This window comes from Chitinophaga hostae (genome assembly GCF_018224885.1).
Taxonomy (GTDB): Bacteria; Bacteroidota; Bacteroidia; order Chitinophagales; family Chitinophagaceae; genus Chitinophaga; species Chitinophaga hostae.
Window position 1 is genome coordinate 149,654 of record NZ_JAGTXB010000008.1, and the last position, 20,445, is coordinate 170,098.

Genomic DNA, 20,445 nt, shown 5'->3' on the forward strand with positions numbered 1-20,445 from the left:
AAGCTTTGTACCTTTGCCCGGTATTTTTTTTGTTCACAAAATGAACACGGTATATGGAATCATTAAAAGGAAAGAAGGCCCTGATCACCGGTGGCGGAAAAGGAATAGGACGTGCGCTGGCATTGGCGCTGGCACAGGAAGGCGTGGACGTTGCCCTGATAGGACGCAGTGCTGCCCCATTGGAAGAAACGGCAAAAGCCGTGGGTGCATTCGGGGTGAAAGTGGCATATGCTATGGCAGACGTTAGCGACATCCATGCAGTAAATACTGCGGTTGCTGATCTCACAACAGCACTGGGAGATATAGATATCCTGATCAATAATGCCGGCATTGCTGCTTTTGGCGGCTTCATGGACCTGGAGCCAGCGCAATGGGAGCAGATCATCCGGGTAAACCTGATGGGCGTCTACTACGTAACCCGTGCTGTGTTGCCAGGGATGATTGAAAGAAAAGCGGGTGATATCATCAATATTTCCTCCACGGCCGGACAACGGGGTGCTCCATTGACCAGTGCCTACAGCGCCTCTAAATTTGGATTGCTGGGTTTGACGGAATCCCTGATGCTGGAAGTCAGAAAACATAATATACGGGTGAGCGCGTTAACACCAAGCACCATTGCAACGGATATGGCCAAAGACCTGAACCTGACCGATGGTAACCCCGAAAAGGTATTGCAGCCGGAAGACCTGGCAGAATTTGTAGTATCGCAACTGAAGCTCAACCGGAGAGTGTTGGTGAAATCTGCGGGGTTATGGTCTACCAATCCATAAATAAAGCGGAAGGCGAAAAGCGGAAAGCAAAAAGCTATTGTTGCGGGTGATATCCTTGACAATAGCTTTTTGCTTTCCGCTTTCTGCCTTCTGCTATTTACGGATCCGGTAAGCGTAACCGATAGATGCGGTAGCAGCGCCTGTTTGGTTTTTACCATTGGCGCTGCCTTTCTGGATATTAAGGAAACCGTAGTTGCCCCCTCCCTCCACGAATACCTGGTTACGGCCAAAAAGATAGGCCAGGCCAACGTTTCCGCTTACGCCGAAATTGAATGTGTTGAGCTGGTCTTTAATGTCTACATCGTTGTCCAGTTTTTGCGCAGGCACAGGTAATTGCTGTGTACGGCCTTCATCCATGTAGAGCAGGCTGGTTCCTCTCACGATTTGTTTGGCGCCTACCAGGAAGCCAAAGAAAGGGCCGGCATCCACATACAGGCGCAGCGGCGATGTTGGGCCAAGATTCCAGCCAAATTTAGCCAGGATGGGCACCATCAGGTAATTCAGTTTTGCCTCACTTTTGAAATCAGCGTAGAGATAAGTGGTACCCGGAGGCAGCTGGGCTTTTTGCTCCGGTGTGGGAGGAAAAGCCTGAAACCCATCTTTTTTACCACCCTGTGAGGAGTAGCTGATCATGGCTTCAATAGAAAAAAGTTTACTGATGTGGTATTCCCCGAAGATACCAAAATCGGGGCCCTGACGGGAGCTGTAACCTTTGTTGAGAGGATTTTCTTCGCTGCCGCCGGCGGTGAGGTTGGGGATACTGATACCTCCCCTTACGCCGAGGTCGATCTGTTGCGCATAAGCAGTGGTGCTAAACAACATGACAATAGCCGGCAAAAGCCATTTGAAGGAACGTTGGATTTTCATACGTGATAAATTATTGTAAACCGAATTTACTACTTATCTCACATTACTCAACCAACCGGCCATAAACAGCAACACGTCGCGGCTATCCGGTTCATTATGCATTTCATGGTACATACCCTCCCATTCCCTGTAGGTAAGCAGTGCTGCGGGCGCTCTTTCGGCAAACAGGCGGGAGCCTTCCACGGCGGTAAATTCATCGGCACTACCGTGGATCAGGAGGGTTTTTACCTTCAGGCTGGCTGCGTGCAACAGGCACCAGGCGCCGTTTTGGATCATATCGTTGGCCAACCACAAACTAATTTTTTCGTGCCGGAGCGGATCTTTCCGGAACTTTTCCACGGCGGCCTTATCATGTGAAATTTTATGGATGTCGAATCCCTGTTTAATCCGGAGATTGGGGGCAATGGCGCTGAGTACTTTTAGTGTGCCTTTCAGAAAACTGCCCGGACGCGTACCTATGATGAGCGCTGGTGCAGAAATAACGGTTGCGGAAAGGCCGGGATGCCGATGCAGTAAAAAGCCGGTTAATACGCCCCCTCCCATACTATGACCATACATTACCACCGGCTTGCCATAGTCGTTTTTTACCTTTTCGAGGAAGGCTTCCAGGTAATCGAACATAAACGGAAAGCCTTTCGAAGCCCCCTTTTTGCCATCACTTTTACCATGTCCATAGTGATCGACGCCAATCACCATAAATCCCTCCTTCATAAAAAAGGCAGCCACATGGTCATACCGGCCAATATGTTCCCCAATGCCGTGTACAATGATCATGACCCGGTCCGACTTATCGGGAATCCAGTTGATACCATGAAACCTGGTATCCCGGAAGGTCCAGTAAAATTCATTCATAGCCGGAGTTTAGCTGGTGTAAAACGAAGATAAAGAATATCTTTATGCCCGATTTCAACCAGCTAAAATTAACTGCATCGCACACATGAGTAAGCAAAACACCACATCACCGGTATACAGTATTCCTTTAAGTTACCGTAAGATGGAAAACCTCCATATTGTTTTCTGGCTGCTAAAGGATATCAGCTGGTGTATGATATGGAAGCCCCTGGGCTTTGCCATGATATTTCCCACGCTGATCATTTCTATTGTTATCGCATGGCGTACCCGGCAATTTATGTCCGAATTATGCCATAATGTGGCCATTACCGTTTGGATTTCAGCCAACTCTTATTGGATGATCAGTGAATTTTTTCATTTTGACACTACCATTATCACGGGCGATATTACTTACAAACATCTTGCATTGATTCCCTTCGTTACCGGGATACTGATACTGGCGTATTTTTACCTGTACTACCAGCCCAGGCACAAGGAAGAAACAGAAGTCATCACTGAATAAGGTATGTACTGAGCAGTCTTCGTATTTCCGGTTCCAGCAGGGCGCCCTTTTCTACCGTAATATTTACCAGGTAATAATTATTCCCGCTGCAGAGTGCATCCCACCTCCATTCGAGCTGGCTGCTGCTGCGGCGGGTACGACTTTCATACCACCAGGCGGTATATAAAGTGCTGTTCTCCTTCTTCAATTCGGCAGTATATACTTTTGTACCTGCTATGTTTACTTCCTGTATCCTGTAAAATCCAAAGCCACTCCCCTTCCAGCAGATCATGGGTTGATGATCGGTAAAATAAAATCCCGGAATGCCCTTTACATATAGTAGTGCATCGGCGCTGGTTTGCTTAATAATATGGTCGTCCATTTTGGCATAGCTGTAGCCCGGAAGATGTTTTACTGCCGGATTGGTTTCACTGCCGGCTGTTTGGACCCTGGTGATAAAAAGCGGTCCGCCGATGATACCGCCGGACAGCACCAGTTGCAGCACCGCTCCATACAAAGATGGTTGTTTAACGGGATTAGCAGGCTGCCTTACTTTTCCATAACGTTGCAGCATCCACCTGGTACCAGGTATCAGTGGCAGTATGACATACACCACTAGCGCAGCGATGCCCATGGCATCATGTGCCATCGTTTCCGGCGGCAGGGCAAATTGCACCAGCAATATGATCCGGAAAAGATTAGCGATGATATTTAACCCGGTAACAGCCATTAAAATCACTAATATTCCTGTTACCGGCAATACTTTCTGATAGCGGCGCTGGTAAAGGGCTATCAGCATTACACCGCATAACAGGGAGGTGAGCATCATCTGTAAGCCCATACAAGCTGTATCCACACTGAATTCATTATTTCCCACGAGGATCATATTGCCGCTGGTAGTTACCGCCGGATTTATGCCTGCCAGTAATTTCCCGGCCATACCGGTGAGCCACAGCCTGATCGGAAAGCTGAATACATTTATTACAAAATCAATGGCCGGCGCAATGAGCGTGGCAGTGATAAACGCGAGCGGTTGTAATCTCCCGTAAAAATATTCTATTACAAAAAATAAGGCGGTAATGAGTACGGCGTAACGGAAAGTAAATACCGGCAGTTGCCAGGATAGCAACAGGAAAAACAGGGCGATCCAGCCACAACGGGTGCTCCCCCTGCGTGTGTGATCGATCCTGCATACCAGTACCATGGCTATTACCGAAAGGAGAAAGAAAGGGTGTTTCCAGGGGAAATAATCCTGCAGCTGTATTATGCCCAGCATGGTATAAATTGCCGGCAATAGTAACGCCGGCAGTTTTGCCCCTCTTTCCATCAGTCGTGTATGCGGTAACGTTAGCATGCGTTGCTTTTTCGTTTGAATAATTTTTCGAACCGCACATAGGCGAGTAATACCACCGCAATAATAAACAACGCCCATTCATGTGGCTCCGGAACCGATCCATGGCCTTTCAGCGAGGCATTCTTCAAACCGTTGATATCGTCCTTTATGTCGAATTTATCATAATCGGCCTGTTTTTCCAGTACCACCAGGCTCGATAAGGGAGATACCACATATGCCTCCCTGGCTATAGTAATGAGCGCTGTGTCGTTGCCGTTACCGGTTGCCGATATGCGTGGGCCGAGTTCTTTCAGTACTTTATTATAGGCGTATAAACGGGCAAGATGATCTGGTCCTGTAGTACCTGTACTGTCCTGAGTGCGAACTATACGCATGCCGGCGCCGGCTATAACCAGTTGTCCGTTGTCTTCATCCGGTTTAACAAAACTGTTGCTGCCCAGTTGTTTCAGCAGCCTGGTAACAGTTCCGTTTTCGTATATCAGTGACCGTGACTCTTTCAGCGTAGCGAGATAGGGAGACGATGTGCCGCCAATATCATACAACCTCACGGGTTGCCGGACCAGGGCAGCAAGCAGATCACCTCTGAAGGGCGAGTCCCTGATATCCTCCAGCTGCGGAGAGATACTTCCTGAGGCCGAAATAACGATGGCGGTAACGGGATCTTCGATATGATGGAAGGGGAACACGGAAAACCGGTATTGTTGTAATTCTTCGAAGAGTGTATCCTGGTTTCCTTCATTTACCGCTATCATTCCCTTTTGCGGATGAAACACCCATACCGGTTTATTTTTAAGCGCCGTCAGTATATCCCTGTAATCGCTGTACTGCCAGCTGTGATTGATATCCAAGTAATAATTCCGGGGTGCAAAAAATTGGTATGCGGGTGCATGCGGTAACAGCGTATAGCGTTGACCGTTAAAGCTAAATGCTGCATTTTCCACACTTTCGTCCGGCATTTTTAATTCCCAGTTTCCGTCATAGTCCCCTTCGCGGGTGATGGTATTTGCTTTACCAGGAATGAATCCCTCCGGTAATAACATATCCTTTGGCCAGCTATCCATGTTCAGTTTTACTTCATAGCTGGCGCGACTATACGCCGGGCCTTCAAACCAGGCCGGCTCGTATACCAGCTTGCCTTCCCTGGCGATAAGTGGCGACGTGATGCCGATTTTAAATTTCCGGCTATCGAGATGTGCCACCGGGAATACGCGCACGACTACACGATTTCCTTCCTGCCAATGCACTACGGAAGGATCGCGTTGCTGTACCCCTACTATTTCCTTATAGGCCGTATCTGCTTTTTGTTTGGTGGTGAGCACCGCTTTTTCTTCACTGTTATTGATCCACAATGACAGCGAGGTTACAACAGCACCCTCGGGCAGGTGAAAGGTATAAATAGCCTCTTCTGTACCACGCCAGGCATCTGCCCCTGTGTTAGCAACCGTAATAGTATGCTCTGTATAGGCAAGGTGATACCGTGGCCATACGTCAGCCGCAGTACTCACTTTAGTGGTAACCAGCTCCTTGCCGCTCCATAAACGCTCTTCCGCATAATGACGTTTATCGTATACTACGCTGAGGATCTTCACCCGCTCTTCCTCCGGTACAATACTAGTACCGCATAGCAGGGCCGATATAATAAACAACGGATCATGTTTCAGTTCACTGTCGTACTCGCGTTGCGGCATACCCAAGAAATCCATCTCTCCCAACCGTTGCGGCGCCCTGTACGTGATATCCGTTTTTAGTATTTCTTCCGTGATGAAGCCCTGCGGCAGCTCCTGCGCCACCCTTATCCAGGCCGGTAATTTCGCATCTGCTTTGTCGGCCTGGCGGTAGGTATCATCGATTGTTCTGAGGTTTACGGCATACACCAGCGTGTAGGCAATAACAATGACGGCCGACAAGGAAAGGGCAGATAAATAGATCACGCGATAATGGTATATTGCCCATATTTCCTTCCGTACCATCCGGAGGTTGAACCAAAGCAGGAACAACGGGGAGAAAGTAACGATTGAAATGCCAATAGCTACCAGGCCTATCAGGCCAATAATATACATGTTTAAAAGGTAGAAGGCCAGGTAAACCGGCGCCAGCATCGTAAAGCCAAGTATCGCACATTGCAGGTATCTTCTCCATTCCGGCCATTGCCGGAAAAAACAGAAAGCCAGGATATTAGCGCATAAAAGAGATAGTGTCACCACAAACCAGGTGGGGTGTAATTCGAAAACAGTTATTACATTATTAACCGTGTACGCATCCACCAACAGCAACACTACAAATACCGCGGTTACCTTTCTCCTGTCCGGATTGGCTTTGAGCGCTCCGGAAATCCACATCCAGAAAAAGTAAATCAACAGGGTCATGTGCGTGATTAGAAGACATACTATCCGCTTTTCTTCCTTTGGTTCATAGCAGGAAACTACCAGGGCTAACAAGGACAGGCATAGTAATACCAGGCCGGTTTTAAAAGCCGCCGGCAGCTGTTTGGAAATTCCAGATTCCATAAATGGGTTTTGAATACGGAAGTAAAAGTATGAAATAAAAAGCACTTTGCAATACAAAGTATAAAAATAGACTGTGATTAGAATGATGAGCGAAGATGGTGGCGAGTGATTATCATGATAATTGAAGATGGTGGCGAGTGATTATCATGATAATTGAAGATGATGACGAGTGATTATCATGATAACTGAAGACGATGACGGGTGATTATCATGATGTACGAAGATGATAGAGATAAGTGATATATTACCTGGTGCGGAGATTAGTCGGTTATACCAAAAGCTTTACGAACGTCAAGTTGTCGAGTATCTTTCGTCGGAATGGCTTGTATACCGGTGTTGTTCATCATTAGCCCTGCATAGGCCAGGTATTGCTGATAGTTAACGGGAGCAGTGGTTTCGGCGTAAACAAAAAAATCAGCGAGGGATTCCCCGGCAATGGCCTCGCAGGTTTCCCTGAATTCTTCCGGTGTAAAGCCGCGTTGCAATTCGAGGTAATACTGCCGGTACAATGCCCGCATTACATCGTCGAGCGATTGTTTATTACCGGTAGCATGCCGGATACGCAGATCCAGCAGGAATGCGAGCACCGGTCCTTTTTCATAGCAGGAAATTGTTTTGGCGGGATCGCCGCCAAAAGGGCCATCATCCCAGGTTTCATAACTGGCGGCGGTAACAGATTGTATCTTGTTGCCCGGACGCCGTTCACAGGATTGTATATGTCCGTATAGTGCCTGTAACAATTCTGTGCCTGACATCAGCCCGGCCCTTTGCAGCACCAGGTATTCATAATACACGGTAAATCCCTCCGACACCCACAACAGTTTTGTACGGTTGGCGGTGTCATAATTAAAAGGTCCCAATTCTGCCGGGCGGATTCTCTTCACATTATAATGATGGAAATACTCATGGGCCAGGAAACTATAGGTCCTGCTGCGGGCTGCCCTATCATGTAATGCTCCGCCGGTAAAAGCAACTGCCGCAGAATTGAGATGCTCTATTCCCCCCTGCCCCTCGCCGATGCCTAAAAAAGTATAATGGCGATAAGGGATGTCGCCTATGATCGCCGATGCGGTGGCAACAATCTTTTCAAGATCCCCCATGAACTGCCGGCGGTCGAAGTTACCCGGCTGCAACGCCATAAAATAATGAGGGATACCTTTCACCTTAAAAGCGGGGAACGAGTCCAGGTTTCCCAGCAGCAGCGGGCTGTCGTACAATATATCATAGTTGGCAGCGGTGTAGGTATGCCTGCTAAGGGTATCCATTCCCGTAGCCACCTGCCAGTTGCCATAAGGATGTACCCTGAGCGTAAGAGAAGAGCCGGTTTTTCCTTCCGGATACATAAAAACACCTGCCGGTGTAACATATCCGTGTGTTGTATCAAGATAGCTGGTGGCCACAAAATTGCGATGGGCGGCAATTTTATAGTTAACCTTTATCACTGCGCCGGGAGCATGGGTTATTTCCCAGCTGTTGGTACCCGTTTGACGCCAGGATAGTTTCACATCGGCAGTATCGGTTACCTGAACCTCCTTCACATCAGCGGCGTAATTCATCAGCTGATAATAACCGGGCGTCCACACCGGGAGTTTCAGGGTGGTATGTGTGGTACTGTCTGTACGGTAACGCATTGCCACTTCAAACAGGCCGGCAGTTGGTTCCGGCATATGCAGATCAAAGGCAATGCGTGGTGATCTGAGTCGGATAATATTTACAGACAACGCCGGCGCCTTCCAGGTAAACTGTGTCGCGGCATTGTGAATAGCGGTAGTATGCGGGATATAGGCCTGCGGAGAAGTGAAAGAATTTTCCGCATTGGGGCTGTCGGCTGTCAACGTGATCACTTCCGCATCAGGACTTACTGCTGCACCATCCAGGCGGATATCAGCATCCACCGGGCTTTCGCCGGCGTTTACGATCTTGAGGATGATATCTCCGTTTTTTTCATCTCGTCCTGCGATGGAAAATAATTTTTGCGGTTCCCGGTAGGTCATGAGCAGGGAGTCATCTACATAGCATTTTACTTCCTCATTATTTACCTGCAGCCGGATATCGTACCAGCGACCTGTTTCAAACGGGGCTTTTAATCTTTCGGGGTTACTGACAGCCGTTACGTCGTATCCGTTGGTAAGGCTTTCAAACATCGCGTTGTTGTTCATCCAGGAGCCGATGTGCGCGCGCAGGCAGGTGTTGGAATCCTTTACCGCAAAAGGAATAATAAAGGCATTGACGCCACTTGTTTTACGGGCTTTGAGCGACAGCGTATAGGCATTAAAGTGATACCCGTTCAGAATGGCGAGTTGTTGTGCCCCGGCAGCAGTTTGTGCAATCACACCGGATTGTTTTTTCCAGGTACCTCTTACCGGAAGCCAGGCTGTTAGCCCGGGATCATGCACACTGTTATAAACTGTATCACCGTGTTGTACCACCAGGATATCTTTGTACTCCGTTTCAGTATCCCAGGTAGCCAGGCCAATACCGCCCGAAAATTCAGGCGTCGTCTCTTTTTCTGGTAATAAGGTAGTTGTGACCGGGTAGTTGAAACTGGCCTTATGCTCGTTGAGCATATTAAGTGCATAGTAGGAAATTCTTCCAAAGCTGGCGCCGGCATTGAAATGAATGAGGTTTACGGGCCAGTCAGCATCATGTTGGTTAACCAGCAGCGGCGCGTAACTGCTCATCTTCACCAGGTCTGCATTGCGTTCCATACTCATTACATACACGGCATCGCTGAGGGCCGCCTGCATGTTACCACTGCCAACACCCGCGTTGGTAGCATATTCGCCCACATACATCTGCCATTTTCCCCGTTTATATTTATCGAAGTGATCGAAGTTACGCAGGCTCCAGCTGGCGTCTTTATAGGCATGTTCATCCACGATATCGGTATGCTGCATGCTATCGAGGGTATGCCGGTTTACATCGCCGATGCCCATGCTGGCAATGATACCTATCTGCGGATATTTTTTATGGATGGCATCATAAAAACGGTTGTATCGTTTTGCATAGTCCGGGCCATGTTGTTCGTTGCCCACCTCCACATACCGGAGCGGAAACGGTGCGGGGTGACCATTGGCTGCCCGTTGTTTTCCCCACCGGGAGGTAACCGGGCCGATGGCATATTCGATGGCATCCAGCGCGCTTTGGATATACGACGCTACGCTATCCTCCGGCACAAAGGTACCGCTGCGGTACTCGCAGGAAATGCCCACATTAAAAACATACAATGCCGCCGCGTTGATGTCTTCACAGAACTGCAGGTATTCGTGATACCCGAATCCGTTGCTGCTCCAATAACCCCAAGGGCTATACGTAGGAACGCGTTGTTCCTGCGGACCGAGGGTCGTTTTCCAATCCGGCGCACTCTCTATGGTGATTCCTTCTACGTAGCAGCCGCCCGGCCAGCGGACAAAGGCCGGTTTCATCTGCCGGATAAGGTCGGCCAGATCGGCGCGCATACCGTTGGGGCGATCATGGAAAGTGTGTACGGGAAACAGGGATACCATGTCGAGCAGCAGCGTACCATTTTGGCGGAAACCAAGTACCAGCCGGGCGGCGGAGTCGCTTCCTCTGGCCGTTAGCGTAGCATGGTACTGTTTCCAGGAAGCAGCATTGTTTATTTGCAGTACCGTATCTGCCAGTATTTGCCCGGAAACGGTTTGCAGGGAAACCGTGACCTTGCCGGAAAAACCTTTGATGGTATTAGCAAAGAACGACAGGCGATAAGCGGCGCCTTTCTCTACTTTCATTCCCCAGAAGCCTTCATTGATGAGCGCCGCATTCTTTCCTGTTATTTTCACCTGCATGGCGTGGGGCGTAGCGGTATTCAGCGGATGATCCGTTACCAGCGACAACTGCGCGTTGCTTCCCGCATGCCATGCAGGCCATTGTGTTTGCAGTGGCCATTCCATTTTCCAGTCGGATCCCCGGCCCTTCAGCATAAAATGCGGTTTCAGCGGAAAAGGCAGCAGCCATCCATTTTCCAGCTTTGTACCGGCAGGAATACAGTGATCTTCGAATCCGCGGTTCTGTACCATTTCTGCATAAAGTCCTCCTTCACCGGCATGACTGATTTCTTCGAAGAAAATGCCATGCAGGGTAGCAGGAATAACAGCCCCCTTTTCTGCTGTATTGACGCTGATAATGGCCCTGTTCTGGGCAATAACGAAGCTACCCCCTGTCAACAGGCAGATAACGGCCAGAAGGCCCTGTTTTATGCAATTCATATATTATTCAACTATCCATTCGTGTATCCCGGCGGCGTTATCGGCCGGTAATTGTACTTCCAGTTTTAATGCGGTAGTGGTTACCGGTTCAAAGCGGATCACGTTGTACTTATCTTTTTCAACGGTGTAGGGTGTTTGTGCATTTACAGGCTTCCACTCCGCACCATCTTTATAATACAGTTTCCAGGCGGCGGGCAACCTGCAGCCACCAAAGGGGCCATCGTCGTACCAGTACACTTTGGTGCGGCTAACGGTATGGCTGCTGTCGAAAGTATACTGTACCCATTCTGTAGTGCCTTTGGCAGGCCACCAGTGCAGATACAGGGCGCTGTTGTCTTTGGAATCCTTTGGCTCGTACTGGTCATTCAGGGCCATATACATCCGCGGATTTTTTACCGACGCTGTTATTTTGCTTTTAGAAGCGATGGTGGGTGCGGGTTTTGGACGGGCTGCGGCTGCTTCAAATGGGATCCATACGGTCATTTCTGCGGGACCGCGGTTGGCCCAGGAGTAATAAGGTATTGCCGTTACCGTTTGATGGCTGGTGACCAGCGAATCCGAATTCAATTGTCTGCTTGCCGCATCACCAGGCATTTGCAGCGTCATTACCCCATTGAGCAGATCGGGGCGGTAAACGGGTGTAATGGTGGCCTGTTTATCTACCACGATATTCTGTACGGCGTTATCTTTATTATCCGGTCCTTCCAGGCAATACATGAGGGGGCCGCGTTCCAGTGCAAAACGGAAGTGGTCGTCCTTTACTTCCGGGGTAGCCAGGATCTTTCTTACCTCCATCGGGAAGTCCACTGTTACCTTATCTCCTTTTTTCCAGGAGCGGTTGATCACAGCATATCCTTTTTCCATCGTATAGGTAACGGGGCTCCCGTTGAGGAGGATAGGAATATTTACAGCAGCACTATCGTCTTCAAAATACAGGTTTCCCGGCACGGGTTTGTTTTCCGCCCAGCCCGGAATACGGATCTTCAGCGCAAAGGTGGTGGGTTTAGCGGTATTGATGGTGATATCATCTTTTCCCTTCCAGGGGTAATCGGTTTGCTGTACAATATTTACTTTACCTGCTTTGAGTTGAATGGCAGCGGAGTCGCCCACAAAAAGGTTCACGTACAGGTCATTATCTTTCTGCGCATACACATACCCGGGCATAGATGGCAGGAAGCGGGTCATATTTGAAATGCAGCAGGCGCATCCAAACCAGGCACTGCGCTGGTGCTGGCCCATAGATGCCAGCGGGTTGGGATAAAAGAAACGGTCGCCGCTGATGGATACGCCTGAGAGCAAACCATTGTACAGCGTGCGTTCCAGGATATCTATATATTTTGCATCGCCATGCAGGAGGAACATGCGGCTGTTCCAGTATACGTTGGCGATGGCGGCGCAGGTTTCCGCGTAGGCAGACATATTCGGTAATTCATATGCCGCACCGAAAGCCTCTCCTGCCCCGGTAGCGCCAATACCGCCGGTGATATATAATTTCCTGTCCACCACATCTTCCCAGATATCGTCGATGGCCTTCAGGTATTGCCGATCGCCCGTGAGGGCGGCCACATCTGCCATGCCGGTATACATATAAGTAGCACGTACCGCATGTCCAACTGCTTCGTGCTGGTCGGTTACTTTTTTATGCGACTGGCTGTACTCCTGGCTGTAATGTGTGCCCGGACCACGTACATCCAGGAAAAATTTAGCCAGGTCGAGGTAGGCCTTATTACCGGTAACCCGGTACAGGCGTGTCAGGCCTGTTTCCACAATCTGGTGACCAGGAAATTTCTCTTCTTTCCCCCATCCAAAATCGCGTACCAGCAGATCCGCATTGCGGATCGCAATATTCAGCAGCGTTTTTTTACCGGTAGCCTGGTAATGCGCTACAGCCGCTTCAAACAGGTGACCCGCGTTATAAAGTTCATGACTCAGGTCCTCTTCTTTCTCCCATCTTTTGCTGCCAATCCAGTCATGTGGTTTTACGCCTTTTATTTCACGGAAAGTATAGAGATAACCATCTTTCTCCTGGGCGGCGCCGATGATGCTGATCAGCGTATCCAGATATTTCTCCAGTCCCGGGTTAGGTTGCGTCTGTAAGCCATAAGAGGCCCCTTCTATTATTTTATACAGGTCGGTATCATCAAAAGGATATTCTGTCAGCTTATCTCCCGGCAGCTTGCCGGAAGCGCGCAGGAAATTATCGATACGGCCCGTTTTCCGGCACTGTTCCAGTGTATATGGAATCGTCACTGTGGCGTTGGTTCTTATTTTCGGCGCCCAGAAATTGTCATTCACCCGTACCTGCGTAAAAGCCACCGGTTTGATCGGGTAATCTTTCTGCAACTGCGCTTCTGCTGCTGTGAAAGCCACCAGCATACCGGTACCGGCCAACGCTGCTCTTCCCAAAAATGATCTCATACCTTTTTATCTTTATAATTATCAATATAATATTAATAATTGTCTATTTAACAATTATTTTGAATAACCCGGATTTTGTTCCAGCAGCGGGTTCTTACAGATCTCATCCCTGGTAGCGCAATTCCGGTACTCCTGCCACCGGCAACGTTTAAACAGCGTCGTTATAACTTCGTCACATTGGGCAATCTCACCGTCACTTCATATGTTCCCTCAAAGAGGATCTGGAAACCAAACCGCGGATTGGCAGACCAGGCTTTGGAAACACCTCCATCCATTTTTATAAACCACGCAGGGATACGATAGTAAATCAGGTAGTTTACAAAACCCGGGATCAGCTTGGCGGGATAAGGAGCTATTGCATAGTCGGTGATCAGCGCGGTATCCGTTACTACGACCGGGTTAAATTTTGCATAGGAGGCAAATGAAGGCCGGTCGCCCCGGATAATCACCTCCCCGTTTTTCGGATTAAAGAGTTTGCCATTCTTATCCATGATCTTCAACATCACCTGGGTACCGGTAGCGGATATACGTTTTAACTCCATCGTTCCTTTTGCTTCGCCCGGAAAAGTGTTGGTAACAGAATCGTAACCGGGTATTACCGGTACTTCCGTCATACGGATATACTCAGGATCTTCAATATGCAGGCGGGCGAGATTTTTATATATCCTGCTTCCGTTTACGTTGGTGGCCTGCACATCAAATTCATATACGCCGTTGGGCAGATTGGCGGAAGGTGCTTTAAACAGGAAGCCGCCGTTCACCGGGTTGAACTCAAATGGCTGCTCCTGCAAACTATCCTGTTTTGCGCGCAACAATGCAATGGTGGTATCTGTATCGGGATCAAACGACATTTTATCTTTGAATACCCATACCGGATACCTGGTGGTAAAAGCTGCCGGCAGCTTGCCGCCTTCTACAGGCCGCATATCCAGCATTTTAAATTTTACCGGCGGCGTAGATCCGTCAAATAAAATACCGGGATAACGGGCGGTAATACCTTTAGGAATAAATATTTCAGGACTTTTATAGCGGATACCGTCACTCAGAAAACCTTCTTCCACTTTGGTACACGCGGCAGTTATCAATACAAATGCGGCGATGGTGAATAAGATATGTTTCATGATCATCTTATTTTTAATTTTCTCTGTAAATGTAAAATCCAAGGTTGGCGTTAGCTTCCAATACATGCACCATACCTGTAGCCGTGCGTACTTCAGAGGTTTGCACATACGCATAAAAATCAGGTTCCCTGTTCTCCGTACCGGCAGGCACATCTTCATCTGCCTGTCCAAACACCCGCCTGATCTGTATCCGGTTGGTGGTAGACCGGATACCGCTTACATCGATATAATATTTTTCCAGCAACAGGAAATAACTGCCTTCATTACTGACATTGGTAAAAGGCTTCTTTGTATAACCCAGTGCCTTTTTATCAATGACGCCTTTAAATATGTGGCGGCGCAGGTAGAACTTAATACTGTCGGCCGATAAACTATCTAATGTAAATTTGATGTTCTCATTATTATATTTCCTTTGCAGGGCAATTGTTTGTTGCGCCAGGAAACTGTTAACACCAAAAGTAGTAGGCGAGAAGAAAGTAATATCACCGTTAATCTCGTCTTTCATGCCCGCACGGTCTATCAGCAGTACTACCGTGTCCAGGACCTTACTTTCTTTCAGGAACTCGTAGGTAGGCATCTTCCTGATCCTTTCCAGGTCTGTTCCTCCGTTATCTACGAGGTAGTTATCTTTTTTACATGCAGCCAGGATCAGCAGCGATCCCAGTAACAGATGAATGATCTTCATGATGAATGATTTGGATGGAAACTAAATTTTGCCTGCCCAGTATTTATTCTGCACCAGCAATCTGTTGTTATTGAACAGTGCGGGATCCAGCGGTAACAGGTAACCTTCCTGGTTGTACCGGGCAGGTGTAAGCCAGGGAACTACGGACCGCTTCATTCTGACATCATCAAAATAAAGTTGTCCTTCCATAAACAGTTCCCTGGAACGTTCTGTCATGATTTCATCCAGCAGGCTGTTATAAGAAAGCGGCGACTCGCTGACATACAGCGCAGAGTCCATCTGCGGCTGATTACGCGAGCGGCGGAAATTTCTCAATTGTGAGTAGGCATCTCCCAACTGCCCCTTATACACGGCTATTTCCATGCGGTTCAGCAATACATCCGCATAACGGATCAGGGAAACATTATTATCGAGATAAGGCTCGGCCAGTTGATTTGGATTATTGTAGACAATATTGCTATATTTTGTAAAGATGGGCTGGGAGCCATCGGCATCATAGAGAAATAAATTTCTGCGTATATCCGTATTAGGCAGGGTATCTTCTGTGGTGGGGCCTGTTTGCACTACCCGCGGATACAGGTTATCAACAAAGCTATTGCCCAACAGCAGATCGCTCCAGTCTGTTTTTGCCAGTACCGGAATTCTCAGAAATTTGATAGGCATCAGGTTATTGGAGCCTTCGTTATAGGCATAACGGGTGTACAATTCAAAGATGCTCTCACGGGTGCTTCCGGTGAATGCCTTTGCATACTGGATACTATCGATTTTTCCATTGGGCGCCGGTAAGCCGTACAATCCGCTGCTGACAATACTCTCCACCAGTGCCGATGCCTTTGTTACATCACCCATATCGGGCGTGGCTTCAAAGGCCGGTTTTTTGATCACACAGGCACGCCACAGGTATACCTGGGCCTGCAAAGCCATTACGGCCGCTTTATTCGGAACAGTACCCCTGTTGGATTCGACTTCATAATTCATATCCAGGCAGGCAGCGGCAGCATCAAGGTCATTCAGGATCTGTTGTACCACCAGGTTTTTATCTGTGCGTGCCAGCGGTTTGTTCGCAATAGGATCAGGATCGGGTGTTAGTAAAAGCGGCACATCCCCAAAAGTGCGGAGCAGCTGAAAGTAAACATAGGAGCGGATAAACAGGGTTTGCCCGGCGATGTTCTTCCGTCCCTTCTCCGGGTCATCCCGGAAGGTATCTTCCGGTACCAGCGGCAGCTTTTGCAGGATAAGATTGGTTTGCAGAATGGTGCTGTAAAATCTCGACCAGTTACGAAACACATCCAGGTAATTCATTTCAAACTTGCCCACCTGTATATTCCAATCCGCGCCGGAAAAGTAAGGGCCGCTCCTGATAACAATGAACTGATCGCCCAACGTCATATCGCCGAGATTATGCAGGTAGTCCTGTTCCAGCATATTGGCGCGCAAGGAAGCGTAAGCGCCTGCCAGCGCTTTTTTCATGTCATTCTCCGACTTCCAGAACTTTTCCTCGTAAGTGGTGTCCTTGGGTTCCTGGTTGAGCATTTTCTTACACCCTGATAAAAATGCGCCCGTTATAATGATGATAATTAAAATCCGTTTCATAAAAAGTGTTTAGCTGTTTTTAAAATCCTACATCAACGCCCAGTGTATATTTATGCGGGCTCGGATAGCCGACACCGTTATATTCTCCGTATGGATTCACATTTTCCGCATCCGGTAACCTTTTCGAAGCCTGGAATATGTATACATTATCCATCAGTCCGTAGAAACGCAGGCGGTTCAGGTGCAGCGGTTTCAGGGCTTTTTCCTTCAGCGTATAGCCAAATGAAATGTTTTTGATCCTGAAGTAATCCCCTCTTTCGAGGAAGAAAGTTTGATCAGCACGATAGTAGTAGCGGTAGGTGCCGATATCCATTCTCGCATATTGGGCCTTATCACCTGGTTTGCGCCAGATGTTCATCGCTGAAAGGTCCGACACTGCATATTTGGAGAATTCGTTGCCAGCCGCATCCCAGCCATAGCGGCCATAGGTATCAGACTCATACAGGTTCAGCACATCTCTTTTGAAGGTAAAAGTGCAGAGGAAACCAAAGGTGAAATTCTTCCAGTAGAAATTCTGGGTGATACCGCCGGTCAGGAAAGGATTAGGATTGCCGTAAGGAATTTTATCGCCGGAGATGCCGCCATTGAAGGCATCAATAATACCATCTCCGTCCAGGTCCGCAAAAATAAACTCACCTGCCCGGAAAGGATTGTTGGATGCCGGATCGTTCACCGCTCCCACCTGGAATTTTTTCCCGGTATATTTGTCTGTTGGCACATCAGCATCGGTGGCATACACACCCAGCGTTTGCAACAGGTAAAAAGTATTCACTGCTTTTCCCCTGGTAAGAATATGCGTGGTATTAAAGAGATTGCCGAAAGTAAGGTCCCTGTTATTATTAGGCATGCTTACCACTATATTTTTATTCATGCTTACATTCCACAGGATCTCCCATCGCAGCGCACTTTTCTCCGGCATTACATTCCTGAACTGGAAATTGATATCAATACCGGAGTTACGCAACTGTGCACCATTTGTTTTAGCGGTAGCAATACCGGTAGTGCTCTGCAGGTTCATATCAATCAGGCCGGCCTTACTGTTTTTCACATATACGTCCGCGCTGAAGTAGTATTTACCATTCATCAGCTCGGCCTCTATCCCACCGTTCCAGCTGCCGGTTTTTTCCCAGCTGATATCTTTCTGCGCCACGCCACCGGAACCAAATTGCGGGGTAATCGTTACCGCGCCGTTATAGGTATTGGGATTAAGGTTACTGCCATTGTAGCCGGCGCCGCCTACGTTGTAAAGACTGTACTGCAGATAATAATCACCGGGCAGGTTACCCAGCACGCCGTAACTGCCGCGTAATTTCAACATGGACAACCAGCTGGAATAGCGGCGCATGAAGGGTTCATTACTGATCATCCAGCCGGCGGAAATGGCAGGAAAGTAGCCCCATTTATTATTCGGTCCGAAACTGGAAGCAGCATCCCCACGCAGCGACGCCGAAAAGAGGTAAGTGCTTTTATAATCATAGTTCACCCTTGAAAACAGGGACAGGATGCCAAATGCCGCATAGGACGAACTACCGTAGAGATAGGGCCCTTGCGGAAAACCATTTACCACCTGGATCTGATCGCTGGCGCCGCGGTCGCCCCGGGCGAAAGTATTCTGGTAGGTGCTGTATTGTACCTCTTGTCCAACAATGGCATTAATGGTATGCTCTTTTTCTTTTCCGAATACCGCATTCCAGTTCAGGTCGTTGGAAGTGGTATAGCTTTGCTGCAGCCCGCTGCTGGAAGAAGCGCTATTCCCCAGGTCGGCATTGAGCTCTCCTGGTACAGATACATCCCTTCGGCTCATCACCAGCGATACGGAGTTGCGGGAACGGAACGACAACTGGCTTGATAGCCGCAGCTGCACCGATACATCACCATTTACCTGGTTGTCGGTATTAACGTCGAGATTGCTGGAATAGCGTCCTAATACACGTTGCAAACTATTTTCGTCAGGTGCAAACAGGGAAGAGGGCATGCTTTGGCCTACTGCGCCGAAGAGGTCTGCGCTGCCGGAGCCTCTTCCTCTTTCCATGCGGGCCAGCCGGATGTTGGGCACCACTTCCAGCGCACCATTTTTAGTGCGTATGGAAGAAGAGTAATTCAGCGTATACCGTTTAAACCCGGAGGCTTTCACGATACCGTCTTCCATATATAAACCGGCGGAAAGGCGATAGGTATTAAACTCCGTTCCCCCGTATACGTTAAAGTCTACATTGCGCACGAAGCCATTCCGGTAGAACAGGCGTTGCCAGTCGGTAGCCTTGTTCAGATCCGGGTTAAGGCTGTCTGTCATGATGAGGTTCTTGTGGGTAAGCCGGTCCAGGTTATCCTGGAAAGCGTCGTCGTACAGGCGGATTTTTTCCCGGCGCTCTGCAGCCCCCACCAGCACAGTACGGAGTTTAGGGATTTCCGTTAGTCCGCCGTAAGCTGATACGCTGAATCGCGGCGCACCGGTTCTGGCGCGTTTTGTTTTTATAATAATCACGCCGTTAGCGCCGCGGGAGCCGTACACAGCGGCGGCAGCAGCATCTTTCAGCACATCAACCGATTCTATTTCATTAGGATTTAAACCGGCAATGTTGTTGGTACCGGTACCTATATCCGGCCCCACCATATCATCATTGAACTGCGGCACGTCGTCGATAACGTACAATGGTTTGTTCAATATTTTATACTGGTTGCTTTGATAGGAAGTACCGATGGCGGTATTTCCCCGTACGGAAATGGTGGGGGCCGCGCCGGGTTCCCCGGTGAAGTTCTGCACATTAACGCCAGACATGCGTCCCTGCAGGAGTTGTTCAAAGCTGCCGGCCGGAATGTTTTCAATATCCTTCCCTTTGATACTGGAGACGGCGGCGGTGGCTTTACGCCGGTTTACCGTCTGGTAGCCGATTACCACTACATCTCCCAGCGCGCCGCTTTGTGCGGTGAGCACAATGTTCAGATGTGTGCGGCCTTTCAATTTCTGTTCCTGTTTTAGGTAGCCGATAAAGCTGATTTCCAGCGTGGCGTCGGGTGGCGCCGTCAGGGAAAAGTCTCCCTTATCGTTGGTGATCACTCCCTGGGCATTCCCTTTGATTTTGACCGAGGCGCCGGGCAATGGCCCGCTTCTTTCATCTGTAATTTTGCCGGTAACATTTATGTTCTGGGCAACAGATGGTAAGACCGCCAATAAGGCGATAAAGGCCATGACAATTTTTTGCATGGGATTAAGTTTAAGCGGTGTTGAAAAATTCTGGTTGATATACGATGTTACAGGTCCACACACAGTGCGTCGACAAGATACTATCCTTTATTCCGGTTGATGTATTTTAATTGTGTATTTGACAATTAATTGTTGTAACAAATCTATTTAAAAGGGATGGAAATTACTTCCCGGAAATTAACTGATAGGCTGCTGATTTTAACTGGAAAGAAGAGACCGTTGCGGTGAACAATAAAGGAGGTGAGCGCCTTCGGCGCTTGTCTTTGATCAGGATTCATATGATGATGATGATTACCATGATTTTAGCTTTTTCCAATCAATGCCTTTATCCTACCGGTGAATGCTCTTAGGAAAGGTGATCATCTT

The 20,445-nt window shown here is 48.5% G+C and carries 12 protein-coding genes; 2 read left to right on the forward strand and 10 right to left on the reverse strand.

Translation table 11 applies throughout. The features are described 5' to 3' along the window. The first annotated feature begins 53 nt into the window (after positions 1-53). Complete coding sequence (locus KE626_RS17775; protein WP_211974272.1) at positions 54-770, forward strand: 3-ketoacyl-ACP reductase; 717 nt, start codon at positions 54-56, stop codon at positions 768-770. 93 nt (positions 771-863) lie between these two features. Here the strand turns inward: KE626_RS17775 and KE626_RS17780 are convergent, their stop codons facing one another. Then, the gene (locus tag KE626_RS17780; RefSeq protein WP_211974273.1) at positions 864-1,637 is read right to left on the reverse strand and encodes a porin family protein; all 774 of its coding nucleotides are present in this window, start codon (positions 1,635-1,637) and stop codon (positions 864-866) included. A 33-nt stretch (positions 1,638-1,670) separates the two neighbouring features. Next, positions 1,671-2,489: an alpha/beta hydrolase gene (locus KE626_RS17785; RefSeq protein WP_211974274.1), complete on the reverse strand. Its 819-nt coding sequence runs from the start codon at positions 2,487-2,489 to the stop codon at positions 1,671-1,673. Positions 2,490-2,574: 85 nt separating this feature from the next. Between KE626_RS17785 and KE626_RS17790 the strand changes: the two genes are divergently transcribed. Then, positions 2,575-2,991 carry a hypothetical protein gene (locus tag KE626_RS17790; protein WP_249207538.1) on the forward strand — a complete coding sequence of 139 codons (417 nt, stop codon included), beginning with the start codon at positions 2,575-2,577 and terminating at the stop codon, positions 2,989-2,991. Here KE626_RS17790 and xrtN read toward each other — a convergent pair. From xrtN to KE626_RS17830, 8 genes are all read right to left on the reverse strand, one after another. Further along, positions 2,981-4,324 (reverse strand): exosortase N, encoded by a 1,344-nt coding sequence (gene xrtN / locus KE626_RS17795; RefSeq protein WP_211974275.1) that lies wholly within the window; start codon positions 4,322-4,324, stop codon positions 2,981-2,983. The genes KE626_RS17790 and xrtN overlap by 11 nt on opposite strands. Then, on the reverse strand, positions 4,318-6,831 hold the full coding sequence (locus KE626_RS17800; RefSeq protein WP_211974276.1) for an XrtN system VIT domain-containing protein: 2,514 nt from the start codon (positions 6,829-6,831) through the stop codon (positions 4,318-4,320). Before KE626_RS17800 ends, xrtN begins: the two co-directional genes overlap by 7 nt. A 260-nt stretch (positions 6,832-7,091) precedes the next feature. Further along, on the reverse strand, positions 7,092-11,057 hold the full coding sequence (locus KE626_RS17805) for a M61 family metallopeptidase (protein ID WP_211974277.1): 3,966 nt from the start codon (positions 11,055-11,057) through the stop codon (positions 7,092-7,094). 3 nt (positions 11,058-11,060) lie between these two features. Next, positions 11,061-13,475 (reverse strand): glycoside hydrolase family 127 protein, encoded by a 2,415-nt coding sequence (locus tag KE626_RS17810; RefSeq protein WP_249207539.1) that lies wholly within the window; start codon positions 13,473-13,475, stop codon positions 11,061-11,063. Between the two features lie 161 nt (positions 13,476-13,636). Beyond that, entirely contained in the window at positions 13,637-14,596 is a 960-nt protein-coding gene (locus tag KE626_RS17815; RefSeq protein WP_211974278.1) for a DUF5007 domain-containing protein, read from the reverse strand. A 13-nt stretch (positions 14,597-14,609) separates the two neighbouring features. Next, complete coding sequence (locus KE626_RS17820) at positions 14,610-15,281, reverse strand: hypothetical protein (RefSeq protein WP_211974279.1); 672 nt, start codon at positions 15,279-15,281, stop codon at positions 14,610-14,612. 21 nt (positions 15,282-15,302) lie between these two features. Then, positions 15,303-16,874 carry a RagB/SusD family nutrient uptake outer membrane protein gene (locus KE626_RS17825; RefSeq protein WP_211974280.1) on the reverse strand — a complete coding sequence of 524 codons (1,572 nt, stop codon included), beginning with the start codon at positions 16,872-16,874 and terminating at the stop codon, positions 15,303-15,305. A 19-nt stretch (positions 16,875-16,893) separates the two neighbouring features. Then, complete coding sequence (locus KE626_RS17830) at positions 16,894-20,079, reverse strand: SusC/RagA family TonB-linked outer membrane protein (protein ID WP_211974281.1); 3,186 nt, start codon at positions 20,077-20,079, stop codon at positions 16,894-16,896. Positions 20,080-20,445: the final 366 nt, after the last annotated feature.